Origin of the sequence: Vibrio sp. K4 (assembly GCF_051122595.1) — a bacterium.
In the GTDB taxonomy this organism is placed as follows: domain Bacteria; phylum Pseudomonadota; class Gammaproteobacteria; order Enterobacterales; family Vibrionaceae; genus Vibrio; species Vibrio owensii.
Map to the genome: position 1 here is coordinate 3,135,551 of NZ_CP178577.1, position 14,277 is coordinate 3,149,827.

17 protein-coding genes are annotated in these 14,277 nt (G+C 44.8%); 8 read left to right on the forward strand and 9 right to left on the reverse strand.

The annotated features are described in order from the left end of the window. Nucleotide 1 precedes the first annotated feature (1 nt). Entirely contained in the window at nucleotides 2-784 is a 783-nt protein-coding gene (locus tag ACLIIY_RS14115; protein WP_045379271.1) for a glycosyltransferase family 2 protein, read from the forward strand. Here the strand turns inward: ACLIIY_RS14115 and ACLIIY_RS14120 are convergent. Next, complete coding sequence (locus tag ACLIIY_RS14120) at nucleotides 771-1,802, reverse strand: glycosyltransferase family 4 protein (RefSeq protein ID WP_434527787.1); 1,032 nt, start codon at nucleotides 1,800-1,802, stop codon at nucleotides 771-773. The two genes, ACLIIY_RS14115 and ACLIIY_RS14120, sit on opposite strands and share 14 nt — an antisense overlap. Between ACLIIY_RS14120 and coaD the strand changes: the two genes are divergently transcribed. The 3 genes from coaD to ACLIIY_RS14135 are packed head-to-tail and all read left to right on the forward strand — an operon-like array spanning nucleotide 1,796 to nucleotide 3,634. Continuing rightward, the gene (coaD, locus tag ACLIIY_RS14125) at nucleotides 1,796-2,326 is read left to right on the forward strand and encodes a pantetheine-phosphate adenylyltransferase (RefSeq protein WP_206771020.1); all 531 of its coding nucleotides are present in this window, start codon (nucleotides 1,796-1,798) and stop codon (nucleotides 2,324-2,326) included. The genes ACLIIY_RS14120 and coaD overlap by 7 nt on opposite strands. After that, the gene (locus ACLIIY_RS14130; protein WP_434527788.1) at nucleotides 2,323-3,270 is read left to right on the forward strand and encodes a glycosyl transferase family 90; all 948 of its coding nucleotides are present in this window, start codon (nucleotides 2,323-2,325) and stop codon (nucleotides 3,268-3,270) included. Before coaD ends, ACLIIY_RS14130 begins: the two co-directional genes overlap by 4 nt. Then, nucleotides 3,263-3,634, forward strand: coding sequence for a diacylglycerol kinase (locus ACLIIY_RS14135; RefSeq protein WP_045379261.1), 372 nt, complete (start codon nucleotides 3,263-3,265; stop codon nucleotides 3,632-3,634). Before ACLIIY_RS14130 ends, ACLIIY_RS14135 begins: the two co-directional genes overlap by 8 nt. 36 nt (nucleotides 3,635-3,670) lie before the next feature. On the opposite strand, the gene mutM is transcribed toward ACLIIY_RS14135, so the two are convergent. From mutM to ACLIIY_RS14165, 6 genes are all read right to left on the reverse strand, one after another. Further along, nucleotides 3,671-4,480, reverse strand: coding sequence for a bifunctional DNA-formamidopyrimidine glycosylase/DNA-(apurinic or apyrimidinic site) lyase (mutM, locus tag ACLIIY_RS14140; RefSeq protein ID WP_434527789.1), 810 nt, complete (start codon nucleotides 4,478-4,480; stop codon nucleotides 3,671-3,673). A 134-nt stretch (nucleotides 4,481-4,614) separates the two neighbouring features. Then, nucleotides 4,615-5,091, reverse strand: coding sequence for a hypothetical protein (locus ACLIIY_RS14145; protein ID WP_005434400.1), 477 nt, complete (start codon nucleotides 5,089-5,091; stop codon nucleotides 4,615-4,617). 177 nt (nucleotides 5,092-5,268) lie between these two features. After that, the gene (rpmG, locus tag ACLIIY_RS14150; RefSeq protein WP_004410866.1) at nucleotides 5,269-5,439 is read right to left on the reverse strand and encodes a 50S ribosomal protein L33; all 171 of its coding nucleotides are present in this window, start codon (nucleotides 5,437-5,439) and stop codon (nucleotides 5,269-5,271) included. 13 nt (nucleotides 5,440-5,452) lie between these two features. Beyond that, nucleotides 5,453-5,689: a 50S ribosomal protein L28 gene (gene rpmB, locus ACLIIY_RS14155; RefSeq protein ID WP_005384783.1), complete on the reverse strand. Its 237-nt coding sequence runs from the start codon at nucleotides 5,687-5,689 to the stop codon at nucleotides 5,453-5,455. Nucleotides 5,690-5,992: 303 nt separating this feature from the next. Then, nucleotides 5,993-6,667, reverse strand: a complete 675-nt coding sequence (radC, locus tag ACLIIY_RS14160) for a RadC family protein (RefSeq protein ID WP_038893810.1) — start codon at nucleotides 6,665-6,667, stop codon at nucleotides 5,993-5,995. 113 nt (nucleotides 6,668-6,780) lie between these two features. Next, nucleotides 6,781-8,454 carry a methyl-accepting chemotaxis protein gene (locus tag ACLIIY_RS14165; protein WP_334422631.1) on the reverse strand — a complete coding sequence of 558 codons (1,674 nt, stop codon included), beginning with the start codon at nucleotides 8,452-8,454 and terminating at the stop codon, nucleotides 6,781-6,783. 207 nt (nucleotides 8,455-8,661) lie between these two features. Between ACLIIY_RS14165 and coaBC the strand changes: the two genes are divergently transcribed. The 3 genes from coaBC (at nucleotide 8,662) to ACLIIY_RS14180 (ending at nucleotide 11,568) form a co-directional block, all read left to right on the forward strand. Next, a complete protein-coding gene (gene coaBC, locus ACLIIY_RS14170; RefSeq protein ID WP_434527790.1) occupies nucleotides 8,662-9,861 on the forward strand; it encodes a bifunctional phosphopantothenoylcysteine decarboxylase/phosphopantothenate--cysteine ligase CoaBC in 1,200 nt (399 codons plus the stop codon). Between the two features lie 160 nt (nucleotides 9,862-10,021). After that, entirely contained in the window at nucleotides 10,022-10,612 is a 591-nt protein-coding gene (gene slmA / locus ACLIIY_RS14175) for a nucleoid occlusion factor SlmA (RefSeq protein ID WP_005434407.1), read from the forward strand. Between the two features lie 5 nt (nucleotides 10,613-10,617). Continuing rightward, a complete protein-coding gene (locus ACLIIY_RS14180; protein WP_005430198.1) occupies nucleotides 10,618-11,568 on the forward strand; it encodes a Kdo(2)-lipid IV(A) acyltransferase in 951 nt (316 codons plus the stop codon). Nucleotides 11,569-11,638: 70 nt separating this feature from the next. Here the strand turns inward: ACLIIY_RS14180 and pyrE are convergent, their stop codons facing one another. Both pyrE and rph read right to left on the reverse strand, forming a co-directional pair. Next, nucleotides 11,639-12,280, reverse strand: coding sequence for an orotate phosphoribosyltransferase (gene pyrE, locus ACLIIY_RS14185; protein WP_005379384.1), 642 nt, complete (start codon nucleotides 12,278-12,280; stop codon nucleotides 11,639-11,641). Between the two features lie 224 nt (nucleotides 12,281-12,504). Further along, nucleotides 12,505-13,221, reverse strand: coding sequence for a ribonuclease PH (gene rph, locus ACLIIY_RS14190; protein ID WP_005430192.1), 717 nt, complete (start codon nucleotides 13,219-13,221; stop codon nucleotides 12,505-12,507). A gap of 174 nt (nucleotides 13,222-13,395) precedes the next feature. Here rph and ACLIIY_RS14195 point away from each other — a divergent pair, with 174 nt between their 5' ends. Next, nucleotides 13,396-14,262: a YicC/YloC family endoribonuclease gene (locus ACLIIY_RS14195; protein WP_039841297.1), complete on the forward strand. Its 867-nt coding sequence runs from the start codon at nucleotides 13,396-13,398 to the stop codon at nucleotides 14,260-14,262. Nucleotides 14,263-14,277 lie beyond the last annotated feature (15 nt).

Genomic DNA, 14,277 nt, shown 5'->3' on the forward strand with positions numbered 1-14,277 from the left:
TATGATTACAGGTGTAGTGATCACCTTAAATGAAGCCAAGAATGTACAAGAGTGTATTCTATCCCTACAGCAAGTTTGTAACGAAGTCATCGTCGTCGACTCTGACAGTTCAGACAACACGGTGGAATTAGCAACCAAACTTGGCGCGAAAGTGATCCATCAACCATACCTCGGTGATGGATTTCAAAAAAACGTCGGCTTAGACTTCTCGAGCAATGACTGGATACTCAGTATTGATGCAGATGAACGCTTGACAGAAGAAGCTGTCGCCGAAATTAAGAGCCTTGACCTAACTAACACCTCACACGATGCATTTGCCTTTCGACGTCGAAACTACATTGGCTCAAGGTGGATTAAGCAATGTGGCTGGTACCCTGACTACTGTATTAGGCTTTATAACAAGCAGAAAACTCGCTTTGCAGAAGTAAAACAGCATGCTTCTGTGCAAGCTAAAAATCCTAAGCGTCTCAACTCAGACTTGATTCATTACTCTTTTGAGAATCTAGGGCAGTTATTTTCAAAACCAGGGCGCGACTTTAGCGGTAGAGCAGCCAAGATCATGTATCAAAAAGGAAAGCGAGCGAATGCATTTTCTCCATTCACTCACGGCCTGTCTGCCTTTTTCCGCGCATATATTATCAAACGCGGCTTCCTCGGAGGAAGTGATGGGCTCACTGTTGCTTTAAGCGCAACAATGAGTAGCTACCTAAAGTACGCTCGTTTGTTGGAATTCCAAAGAGATCCAAAGGTATTAGAAAACGAGGATTTTTCTAAGGTTTGGTAACCAGTTGGTTATAAATAGATTGATAGCTCTGAACCATTGTTTCAGGGCTATATTTTCTCTTAATCGCCTTAACCCCTTCCCTTAAAGCTGCATAATTCGATTTGTCCGTAAGCATATGTTCTAAATGGACCACCGCCTCTTCAGGTCCGTTGTCTAAACCCACTAAAAATCCAGACTGACCAACCTCAACGATTTCTGGTATTCCGCCGACATTAGATCCAATGACAGGAACATTATGTTGATAAGCTTCTAAAATCGAAGAACCTAAACCTTCATTTTTAGAAGGCATGATTAATAGATTAGTGATTGACAGTACAGATGATATGTAAGGAGTAAAGCCTAAAAATGTTACGTTAGACAGGTCTTGTGCTTGTGACTTTAATTCTTCTTCTAACTTTCCCTCACCTACAATGAGAAAATGAATATCTGGGTATTGTCTCTCTACCAGCCTTGCAAGCTCTATGGTATATGGGACATTTTTTATATCAATCAAGCTTCCTATTTGAGTAACAACAAACTTGTTTGAATATGCTTGCAGCACCAACTCTTCATCTTCATTTGACGGTAAATTAGAGTAGCTATCGTAAATAATTGACACATTCGAGTTTAATCCTGAAAGATTACTCGCTACTTTTTTACTGATACCGACAACATAATCGGCCTTGCGATAAGTGGACTCTGAGAGTTTACCTTTCAACAACTTATTGACCCTGCGGGTAATCAAGTATGGGCAACCAGACATCATTGAGATGATTCGAGCCAAATGCGCTCCCCGCCCGTCATGAGCATGAATAACAGTATTTGTTGAGTTCTTTCGGCACTCGACGATAGCCTTTATAGTTCCCATCACTTGAATGTTAGGTAATTCTTCACTCAACCTCTCAAGAAAAGGGCAGTTTTTCTTGCCAATTACTATCTGTCGATCGCTTGGCAGGTTTTTGATCAAGTTAAGAGTTTGAACCTCTCCGCCTCCAAAAGCTGAGGCCAAATTGATATGTACTATCAGAGGTGATGGCATATAATGATCCGATTCCACGAAAAAAAGTAACTATACCTGTGAATAAAAAAGTCATCTACCCTGGAACCTTTGATCCGCTAACGAATGGGCACCTAGACCTTATTGAACGCACCGCTGGTATGTTTGATACCGTTGTCATAGGCGTTGCAGCTAGCCCATCTAAGAAAACAATGTTCAGCCTAGAAGAAAGAGTTAAATTGGTTGAACAATCCTGTAGCCACTTGCCTAATGTATCTGCGGTTGGTTTTAGTGGATTATTAGTCGACTTCGCAAAACAACAGGAAGCTAACGTTTTAATTCGAGGATTACGCACAACTATGGACTTCGAATATGAGTTTGGCTTGACGAGTATGTATCGGAAACTACTTCCAGACCTCGAAAGTATCTTCCTTACCCCTTCAGAGGAATTTGCCTTCTTATCCTCAACCATTGTAAGAGAAGTCGCAATTCATAAAGGTAGTGTGGCTCAATTTGTTCCTGAAGCAGTCAACCTTGCAATCATCAATAAAATAAAATCACAATGAGAAAGATTAAGTATTACTTTATTAATAGCTTGCTGGGGATTTTACCTTCCTTTTTTTATCGTTACTCTCTAAAAAAGATATTGAATAGCAAGAGTCAATATAACAAGGGCTACTTGAAGGAAAGAAGGGATTACTACTGCAAATCCCAATCAAATTTTCAATTGACAGCCGATGGAACAACAAGAGTTAGTGACTTTAAGAAGACGGGTGGACGAACCTATTATTACGACCTACTAAGAGTAGTAAAACACTTCCCTAAGCGTTTTCAATTCAAATACGTCAATGGCGATGTTATTGATGTTCCAGATGAGCCTAGCTTCGTAAAAAGTCGCCCTATCAATGGCAAAAACAGTAACTCTATTTTGCTTAAGCTAAACGCAATCCGCCACTATAATTTTGTTGAAGACAAAATACCATTCTTAAACAAGAAGCAGATGGCGGTATGGCGTGGAGCTGGGTTCAGACCCAATCGAAAACTTTTGCTTGAGAAATATTTTCATCATCCATTGTGCAATGTTGGGCGAGTTGATCATCATATTGCCGAAGGAAAACAACGCGATTACTTAACTGACTCCATGACTATTGATGAGCAACTCGAGTACCGATACATCATTAGTCTCGAAGGGAAAGACGTTGCAACTAACTTGAAATGGATCATGTCTTCTAACTCATTATGCTTTACACCAAAACTGCGTTATGAAACTTGGTTTATGGAAGGAAAATTGATTCCAGGCTTTCACTATGTGGAGGTAAAAGATGACTTCTCCGATCTAATTGAAAAAATGGAATACTATAATAACCACACTAAAGAGGCGTTAGATATTATTCACAATGCTAACCAGTGGGTATCTCAATTCAAAAACGCTAAACAGGAACACTTAATCTCATTAATGGTTGCTGATAAGTACTTTGAACAATCAGGACAGAAGCAATCTAATGACTAGCCAAAAAGGCAAACCTCAAAACACAGGATTAACACGTATCCTGAAAGCAACAGGGTACTCTGTTAAAGGCTTGAAATCAGCATTCAAGAGCGAAGCTGCAATACGGCAAGAGTTAGTACTTCTTGCACTATTTATCCCGATTGCTCTTTACCTAGATATAAGCAAAGTTGAGCAAATCTTAATGATTGCCTCTCTAGTGCTGGTATTTTTGTTTGAATTGGTCAACTCAGCGATAGAAGCCGTTGTCGATCGCATAGGCACTGAGCATCACGAACTTAGCGGCAAAGCTAAAGACATTGGCTCCGCCGCAGTTATGGTGAGCCTTGCTCTCGCAGTTTTCACTTGGCTCTATATCCTCGTTTAAAGTGCTCTAGTAAAAACTTTAAGAAGACACAAAGCCCTACCTCTGACATTCCCCGCAGAAGAAGGTATTGCGTTGGCCTATCTTTTGTTCTTGGAGAGCTTCGCCGCATTCTGGGCATGGCTCTCCGGCTTTTCCGTAAACTAATAACTCTTGTGCGAAGTAACCTGGTTTGCCATCTGCTTGGGCGAAGTCTTTCAGTGTGGTTCCGCCTTGTTGGATGGCGATCTCTAGCGTGGCTTTGATGTTCTCCACCAGCAATTGCCACTCCTTCTTGGTTAGCTTACCTGCAGGGCGAGTGGGATGAATGCGTGATTTAAACAATGATTCGTTGGCGTAGATGTTTCCGACTCCGACGACGACTTTGTTGTCCATGATGAACTGTTTAACCGCAACACGCTTACCTTTGGCTTTCTCTGCTACGTAGTCCGCGTAGAACTCTTCAGTTAAAGGCTCTGGTCCCATATGACCTAAAACTGCGTGTGGCTCATTGGGCGCACTCCACAGCCATGCGCCAAAGCGGCGGGGATCGTTGTAGCGCAGCACTTTGCCATTGCTCAGTTTGAGATCCACATGATCGTGCTTCGCTGGAGGAAAATCTGCATCAAGCACACGCAGTGACCCCGACATGCCTAAGTGAACAATCGCGGTGCCTTCGTCCGTTTCTATCAACAGATACTTAGCGCGGCGATTGATATTACGAATCACTTGCCCTTCTAGCTTTTTCAGCTCTTGAGGAATGTCCCAACGCAGCTTCGGAGTTCTGAATACAAATGCTTTGATCGTTTGGCCAATCATATGTGGACTGATGCCCATTCGGCTTACTTCAACTTCAGGTAATTCAGGCATTTGATTCTCCTTACAACGCTAAGAACTTTGATATTGGTTGGTTAGCATAATCGAAAAAAGCTAAGACAAATACTGGTGACGCAAAGGGTTATTGGCAATAGCGTTACTTGGGATCAAGCTAGTTAGCTATTAAGTTACTTGGGCATGATGTAGTTGCCATCGACAGAAATCGCAATCCATTTCCCTTGCCAGTTTTTAAACAACCAAAAATCGTCAAGGCGATAGAAGGTCACTCGTTGTGGCTCCTCAAGCCCTTGATACCAAATTTCGATGCTTTCCGGTGATGATAAACGCGGCTTTAACTGCTCGTATTGCTCTGGTGTCAGCTCAGTACCTTCCAATGACTGCCAACGAGTCACAAGCTCTTGTACGGGAATATTGGCTTTAATGTTCGATTGCCATTGGCCATTCTGCTTATCTAGTTCCCAACCGGCATAGTAGATAGCACTGACGTCATGATCGGAGCGCAGCAAGTTTGGATAAGGATCCGCTGGTTCTTCAATAAGGTAAGATTTGATCCATGTTGGTGCATTGAGGATCAGCATAAATACGATGATGCCTAGAATAAGAATGTTATTCCAACGACGGCGGCGAGCCGGACTTACACGCATAGCGGTTCCTAATCTCAAGTAGTTAGAGACAAACTATCAAAGCTCATCAATCTTGACTAGAACATCTGTATTCAAACGTGGTGAGGATAGAAATGAAGAGGAGATGGAGGAATTTTAGGCAATAAAAAACCCAACTCGAAAGCTGGGTTTTTCAAATCATCAAAGAGATAAAACCAATTATTTGATTTTAGCTTCTTTGTACATAACGTGCTGGCGTACAACTGGATCAAATTTCTTGATCTCAAATTTGCCTGGCATGTTACGCTTGTTCTTATCAGTTGTGTAGAAGTGGCCTGTACCTGCTGAAGATACTAGACGGATTTTCTCACGAACGCCTTTCTTTGCCATTGCCTATTTCCTCTTAAACGTTTTCGCCACGTGCACGCATATCAGCAAGAACAGTATCAATACCCTTCTTGTCGATGATACGCATACCTTTTGCAGATAGGCGTAGTTTAACAAAACGTTTTTCGCTCTCTACCCAGAAACGATGAGTTTGTAGGTTCGGCAGAAAACGACGCTTAGTAGCATTTCGTGCGTGTGAACGGTTGTTACCCGTTACTGGACGCTTACCAGTTACTTGGCATACTCGTGACATGAATGTCTTCTCCAAAATCGTTTCAGCTCGATATCAACCTTGGTGGCCGAACCTCTCTATTTCTTGGAAAGAAGTTAGAGGTTAAGAACCGCTATGGAAAATCCATACAAGGCTATCAAAGGTCGCGCATTATACTAACTTGATATGCATTGCTCAAGACCCGAACAGATCCTTTTTACAGGTTTTCGTGATCTTTTTTTAGACAGCAGGTTTTTTCTAGCAGTCCAAGCTGAATTCAGTTAAAAATTTAGTGGCGAGGATGATAGCAGATTTTTAGCAACTAACAACCTAAAAAACGCACAGTTATATCCAACCTCTTTCGGCAAAAGAGACGCTTTCCCCATCTCCGATAACGAAATGGTCCAAAATTCGAATATCCACCAGCGCTAAAGCGTCGATTAAACGTCTGGTAATCCTTCTATCTGCTTGGCTAGGTTCCGCCACACCTGACGGGTGATTGTGAGCCAAAATCAATGCAGCGGCGTTGTGGTGCAAGGCGCGTTTGACGACTTCTCTCGGATAAACCGATGCAGCATCGAGTGTTCCTTCGAATAAAATCTCATCTTTTATCACCCGATGTTGGTTATCTAAGAAAAGAATGTAAAAAGCCTCTCTTTGTCGGTCTCTTAATATAGAAGAAAGATAAAGTTTGGTTTGTTCTGGGCTGGTTAACGCATCACCACGCTTTAATGTCTCGGCTAAATAGCGTTGCGTCATTTCCAAAACGGCTTGTAACTGCACGTATTTCGCTTGCCCTAACCCTTTATGTTGGCAAAACTCTTTCTCTGAAGCAGAAAACAACTGGCGAAGCGATCCAAAGTCTTGGAGCAGAAAGTCCGCTAATTCGATGACGTTCATACCTTGCGTGCCAGTACGCAGAAAAATAGCCAGTAATTCAGCATCCGACAACGCTTGTGGTCCGCGTTTAAGTAATTTCTCTCTGGGCATGGACTCGTTGGGCAAGGTTTTCAGTGTCATTAGGCGGTTCTCTCTATATGTGAGCGCCTATTGCACAAAATAAAAAGCGAAAGTCGAACCTGACTTTCGCTTTTTTCGTTAACCACTGCTTTTCTATGTAATAGAGCGATCCATCAAAGCTTGAAGTTTCCAACCAGATCGTGAATTTCAGATCCTGACTGCGACAACTGAGTACTGATGCCTTGCGCATGCTGAAGCGTGTCATTAATGCGATTCACGATTTGCTGAATCGCCACTAGATTCTGGTTGATGTCCTCAGCGACCGCACTCTGCTCTTCTGCTGCAGAAGCGGTTTGAATACCCATATCTCGAATAGTTCCGATAGAATGATGCACGCCAGACAGCGATTGCTGAATCATAGAGGACTCTTCGACCGTCTTAGCTCCACGCTCTTGGCTCGCCGCCATGGTAGTGACAGCTCTTGATACGCCTGTTTGTAGCTGCTTGAGCATATCGCCAATCTCATGAGTACTGTTCTGCGTTCGGCTTGCTAGCGAGCGAACCTCATCAGCCACCACGGCAAAACCTCGACCTTGTTCACCGGCACGCGCAGCTTCTATCGCTGCATTCAATGCGAGTAAGTTGGTCTGCTCGGCAATTTCTCCAATCACATCGAGCACCTTGGTAATTTGCTCGGTCTGTTGACTCAGTTCTGCAATCGCCTCAGAGGTACTGTTCACTTCATCGACTAACTTGCTAATGCCATCAATCGCTTGATCGACTTCGCGCTGCGCTTCAGTAACTTGTCCGTTCGCATCATCAATCGCCTGCGCCGTAGCATTGGTATTACTCGCGACTTCTTTTGCCGTCATGCTCATTTGTGTTACGGCCGTCACCACCTTATCGGTTTCTAGACAATGGTTTTGCATTTGAGCACTGGCTTGAGAGGTTTGCTGATCCAATTGTCCAGAGACGCTTTGGACTGTATTGGCAGAACGTTGGATGTCCTGCATAAGCGGATGCAGCTTATCCATGAACTCATTAAATGCCGAGGCCACCTCACCGACTTCATCTTTACTTTCGATTTTCAAACGAGCCGTCAGATCACCGCCCCCCGCAGCCACATCTTGTAAAGAAGCGGCAATGTGCTGTAGTGGTTGAATGCCTTTAGACACGATAATACTGGTAAGCACGCTAGTGATAATAAGACCAATGACCGAGATGGTTACCGCAGAGAGCGTATGTTCATTCAACTCTTGTGTGCGCAGTTCACGCTGCATCGCCACTTGCTGATCAATATCATCAATATAGATGCCCGTACCAAGCACCCAGTCCCACTTAGACAGGTATTCGGCATAACCTAATTTTGGTGCTTGCGCATCGATGGTTGGTTTATGCCAAGAGAAATAAAGGAAGCCATCGCCGTTCTTAGATGCATCAATCAGCCCGCCAATCACTGCTACGCCATTTTCATCTTTCAAACCGATAAGGTTTTTACCTTCTAGGGACGGCTTAATCGCATGCAGCGTGTTAACTCCTTTCGAATCATAAGCAAAGAAATAACCGTCACTTTCAAAACGCATCGCTTTGAGAATTTCTTTTGCCGCTTGTTTGTTATTGCCGTTTACGTCCGTATCGTAAAGCGGCTTTATCGCTGTAACCCCCATCATCATGTAGGCTTGCAGCTCTTTCTTGCGTGTATCAATTAACTCTTGTCTATCCCGAGCCAATTCTGCTTCTAAGCTATTACTGCCGTTGATGTAATAGACCACCGAGATCAATGTGGTGATCAACAACAAAGGGATCAGAGTCACCAGCAGCAATTTACTTCGACTTTTCAGCACCATCTTATTCCACTACCTCATTATTGTTATTTTTCCCCCTCTATCTTGCAGAGCGGACAAAGATTGTCTGTGAAGTAAGCAAAAGTTTTATATAAGGCTCAGCAATTAATATTCTGTAGTTTGATATGGATTAGCTTCTCATCAGATTTGCTTGGGCGATGAGAGATTCAGTTGTGCTAAACTCGTCGCCAGAAAAATTGGAGATCTCACATGCAAACACTAGCAGGAAAGAAAATTCTACTCGGCATCAGTGGCGGTATTGCCGCGTATAAATGTGCGGAGCTAACCCGTCGCCTAATAGAAAGAGGCGCGCAAGTTCAAGTAGTGATGACCAAAGCGGCGAAGGAGTTCATTACTCCCTTAACCATGCAAGCAGTCTCAGGGCGTCCAGTGTCGGATAGCTTGTTAGACCCAGCAGCAGAAGCGTCAATGGGTCACATTGAACTGGCAAAATGGGCAGATTTGGTTCTTCTTGCTCCTGCAACCGCAGATTTGATTGCACGTATGTCAGCAGGCATGGGTAATGATTTGCTCACCACGTTAGTGCTTGCGACAGATTCACCAGTAGCGGTATCTCCAGCAATGAATCAACAGATGTACCGCAATGTCGCAACTCAAGAAAACATCGCGACACTGGTACGCCGTGGTATGCACATCTGGGGCCCTGCGGCCGGTGAGCAAGCATGTGGCGATGTTGGCCCTGGTCGAATGCTAGAGCCAATGCAGTTAGTGCATCTGTGTGAGCAGTTCTTCCAACCGAAACTATTGGCAGGAAAATCAGTATTGATCACCGCAGGTCCAACTCGTGAAGCGATTGACCCAGTGCGTTACATTTCTAACCACAGCTCAGGAAAGATGGGCTTTGCACTAGCAAATGCAGCAGCACAACTAGGTGCGAAAGTCACGCTAGTCAGTGGACCTGTCAGCTTGAATACGCCAGCGGGTGTTGAGCGTATCAATGTTGCAAGTGCACAAGAGATGCATGATGCAGTAATGGCTCACGCGCCTAGCCACGATGCTTTCATTAGCTGCGCCGCCGTAGCCGATTACCGTCCAGAAAACGTGGCGTCTCAAAAGTTGAAAAAGACCGAAAACAACGATCAGATGACCATCAACATGGTCAAGAATCCTGATATCGTAGCGACCGTCGCCAATATGACTGAGCAACGTCCATTCACAGTTGGTTTTGCAGCAGAGACCAATGACGTAGAAACCTACGCTCGCGGTAAACTGGTAAAGAAAAACCTCGATATGATTTGTGCGAACGATGTTTCTGTTGAAGGCCAAGGTTTTAACAGTAACGACAACGCCATCACTTTATTCTGGCCAGAAGGCGAGCAGGCGTTGGCACTAGAATCCAAAGAAGCGCTAAGTTTCAGAATTTTGGAAAAAATGCACGAATTGATGTAATTGCCATTCGCTTTTCATAGAAAACTGGCACAAATTTGGTACAAACATGACAAGTGAGGGTGTTAAAGCTCCCATTACCTCCTCACTGGTCTAGTTTGATGCCAAAGAGCGTCTTATAATCCCCTCCGCTCAACTTTGTATTTTGAAAGGAAGTAACTAAATGGCCGGCAGTAAAAAATCCAATCGTCGTGAAGAAATCTTGCAAGCTCTCGCGCAGATGCTTGAATCTACAGAAGGCGCTTCACGCATTACTACGGCAAAATTAGCGAAGCAGGTCGGTGTTTCAGAAGCGGCACTTTACCGCCACTTCCCAAGTAAAGCTCGCATGTTTGAAGGCTTGATTGAGTTCATTGAAGAAGCACTGATGACACGCATCAACCGTATTTTGGATGATGAGAAAGACACACTAGAGCGCATTCGCATGGTAATGCACCTTATTCTGGCATTCTCCGAACGTAACCCAGGTTTGACACGCATTCTTTCTGGTCATGCTCTAATGTTTGAAAATGAGCGCCTACGCGATCGCATCAACCAACTGTTTGAACGCATTGAAACACAGCTTCGTCAGATCCTTCGTGAACGCAAGATCCGTGAAGGCAAATCGTTCCCAGTGGAAGAGCGCATTTTGGCGGCTCAAATCCTAGGACAAGTTGAAGGCAGCTTGAACCGCTTTGTTCGTAGTGATTTCAAATACCAACCAACCGCGAACTTTGACGAGTATTGGGCACTTCTTAGCGCACAAATTAAGTAGAGATTATGAGTAAAGACAAATTCACTAAGCCGGAGTTTTCTCTTTCCCTTCTCCACCCTCGTAACTGGGGTGTTTGGCTCGGCTTTGGCTTTTTGGCTATCGTGGTCAATATCCTTCCATACCGCATGTTGCTGTCGTTAGGTCGCACGCTTGGTCACCTTGGTATGCGTTACGGCAAAGGTCGTGTCCATGTTGCGACACGTAACCTTGAGTTGGCTTTCCCAGATAAAACGCCTGAAGAGATCCAACACATCGTTGAAGAGAACTTCAAGAATACCGGTATGGCGCTGATCGAGACCGGCATCACTTGGTTCTGGCCAACGTGGCGTTTCAAAACTCTGATTGTCGAGAAAGACCTAGGCGCTCTGCATGAGAAAAATGCAGAAGGCAAAGGCGTACTGCTGTGCTGCGTACACGCACTTAATCTTGAAATCACGGCGCGTGCCTTTGCAGTACTTGGCGTGGCGGGTTACGGCGCATTTCGTCCGCACAACAACCCTGCGTACAACTTCATTCAGTACTGGGGGCGCACACACAACGGCAACAAGCTGATTGATCGTAAAGACGTTAAACAGATGATTCGTGTTCTACGTAGCGGTGAGCGTTTGTTCTACTTACCGGACCACGATTACGGTCGTAACAAGTCAGTATTCGTGCCTTTCTTCGCAGTTGAAGACGCTTGTACTACAACTGGCACCAGCATTCTGGCTTACACGTCTAAGTGCTCGATTATTCCGGGTTCTGGTTTCCGTAATGAAGATGGCAAGTATGAAATCATCGCTGATAAGTGCATTGAGGCCGACTACCCGAAAAAAGACGAAGTTGCAGCAGCGGCCTACATGAACACTTTTGTGGAAGAAGTGATTCTTCGCGCACCTGAGCAGTGGATGTGGCTGCACAAACGCTACAAAACAATGGCTGATGAAACTGCGCCAAAAGGCATTCGCTACAAGTAAATGATAAAGACAAAAGAAAGGGGCTGATGGATATCCACCAGCCCCTTTTTCTTTAATGATGAAAGAACAATTAAATGCCGTATTCTGCGCGGTACGCTTTTACTGCTTCTAGGTGCTCTTTGTCTGTACCTTTCTCTTCAAGGAAAGTCACAAGGTCAGTCAGGCTTACGATTGAGATAATTGCACAACCAAAGTCACGCTCTACTTCTTGAATCGCAGACAACTCACCTTTGCCTTTTTCTTGACGGTCAATCGCAACCAACACACCTGCTAGGTCCGCACCGTTTGCTTGGATGATTTCCATTGATTCGCGAATCGCGGTACCTGCTGTGATTACGTCATCTACTAACATGATACGACCTTCAAGCGCCGAGCCTACAAGGTTACCGCCTTCGCCGTGGTCTTTTGCTTCTTTACGGTTGAAGCAGTAAGGCGTGTCGATGTCGTGGTGATCCGCTAGCGCTACTGCTGTTGTCGTCGCGATTGGGATACCTTTGTACGCAGGGCCAAACAGTACATCAAACTCAATGCCTGAATCCGCAAGCGCTGCAGCGTAAAAACGACCAAGACGCGCTAGGTCACGACCAGTATTGAAAAGACCAGCGTTAAAGAAGTACGGGCTTTTACGGCCAGATTTCAAAGTAAACTCACCAAACTTAAGAACTTCTTTCTCAAGTGCAAACTCAATAAATTCACGCTGGTATGCTTTCATTATTTTCTCTCTAAATACAGGCTTGGTATCCATATCCCCAAGCAGTTAATAAACACTAATGCGTTATCTCCTAAGTAGATGGATTTACAGCTAGGCAGCAAGTTTTTCTATCCCTATGAGCATAGTCTTCTATGTAATTAGGGTAGAAAAGCGCAGCGAACAACGCTGTAGATTCATATACGACGGAGATAAAAAAATAGCCCCCATAATGGGAGCTATCTAAATCAATTGGCTAACGCCGCCTTCTGCGCTGCGACAATTTCTGTAATGCCGACTTTCGCCGACTCTAGCAGAGCCATCAGCTGCTCATGACTGAACGGTTCACCTTCTGCGGTGCCCTGAATTTCAATCATCTTGCCTTCTTCTGTCATCACAACGTTCATGTCTGTGTCTGCCGCTGAATCTTCAACGTACTCAAGGTCACACAGAACATCATCACCTAGCAAACCAACTGAAACTGCCGCTACGTGTCCTTTCATTGGGTTTGCTTTTAGCTTTCCGCTATCGACTAGGTGTTGGAACGCATCTGCCATTGCAACGCTTGCGCCGCTGATAGATGCTGTACGAGTGCCGCCGTCTGCTTGGATAACATCACAGTCAACTGTGATCATGAACTCACCCATTGCTTGTAGATCAACCACAGCGCGTAGGCTGCGTGCGATCAAGCGTTGGATTTCCATAGTACGACCGCCTTGCTTACCGTTCGCTGCTTCACGACGAGTACGCGAGTGAGTCGCACGAGGTAGCATGCCGTATTCAGCCGTTACCCAGCCTTTACCTTGACCTTTAAGCCAACGAGGCACAGATTCTTCAACGGTCGCATTACACAACACTTTGGTGTTACCAAATTCAACTAACACTGAGCCTTCAGCGTAAGCTGTGTAGTTACGAGTAATTTTGATTGGGCGAACTTGATCCGCCTTGCGATCGTTTGGACGCATGGGCATCTACCTTAAGTAATGAGGAGAAGACGATTTGGTTGGGCGCAGATTATAACGGAATCGTTTAAATAAAGCTATCTGGACAATCTCGACTCAGAATAGCAAAGCCACTGCCATCTTGCTGTGCTACTATTGCGGGGTAATTTTCAGCAAATTAGAAGACAGGAAAATTCAATGATTTACAGTATGACAGCGTACGCGCGTAAAGAAGTGAAAGGCGATTGGGGTAGCGCAGTGTGGGAAATCCGCAGTGTAAACCAACGCTACCTAGAAACTTACTTCCGTATGCCAGAGCAGTTCCGCGCTCTTGAACCAGTACTGCGTGAGCGTTTTCGTAAGCGCCTAGCACGCGGCAAAGTAGAATGTAGCCTGCGTTTTGAAGCGAACCCAGCAGCAAAAGCTGAACTAAGCATCAATGAAACACTGGCAAACCAAGTGATCAAAGCCGCTGAGCAAGTGATGCACATGACTGGCGAGCTGAGCCGCATCAACCCATTCCAAGTAATGCAATGGCCTGGTGTGATGGAAACGCCAGAGCAAAACATGGATGAAGTTAACAAAGAACTGCTTGCTGCTTTTGACGAAGCAATCAGCGAGTTCATCGAAGCGCGTGGCCGTGAAGGCGACAACATGAAAGCGCTTATCGAACAGCGCCTAGAAGCGATCACATCAGAAGTTGTGAAAGTGCGCGCACGCATGCCAGAAATCCTAGAATGGCAACGTGAGCGTCTGTTCTCGAAGTTTGAAGATGCTAAAGTAGAGCTAGACCCATCTCGCGTTGAACAAGAGCTTATCCTTCTGGCACAGAAATCCGACGTAGCAGAAGAGCTAGATCGTCTTGATTCTCACGTGAAAGAAACCACAAACATCCTGAAGAAAGGTGGCGCAGTCGGTCGTCGTCTAGATTTCATGATGCAAGAGTTCAACCGTGAATCGAACACGCTAGCGTCAAAATCAATCAGCACAGACATCACCGCATCAGGTGTTGAACTGAAAGTTCTGATTGAGCAAATGCGTGAACAGATCCAGAACATCGAATAATAAAAGACCTCGATG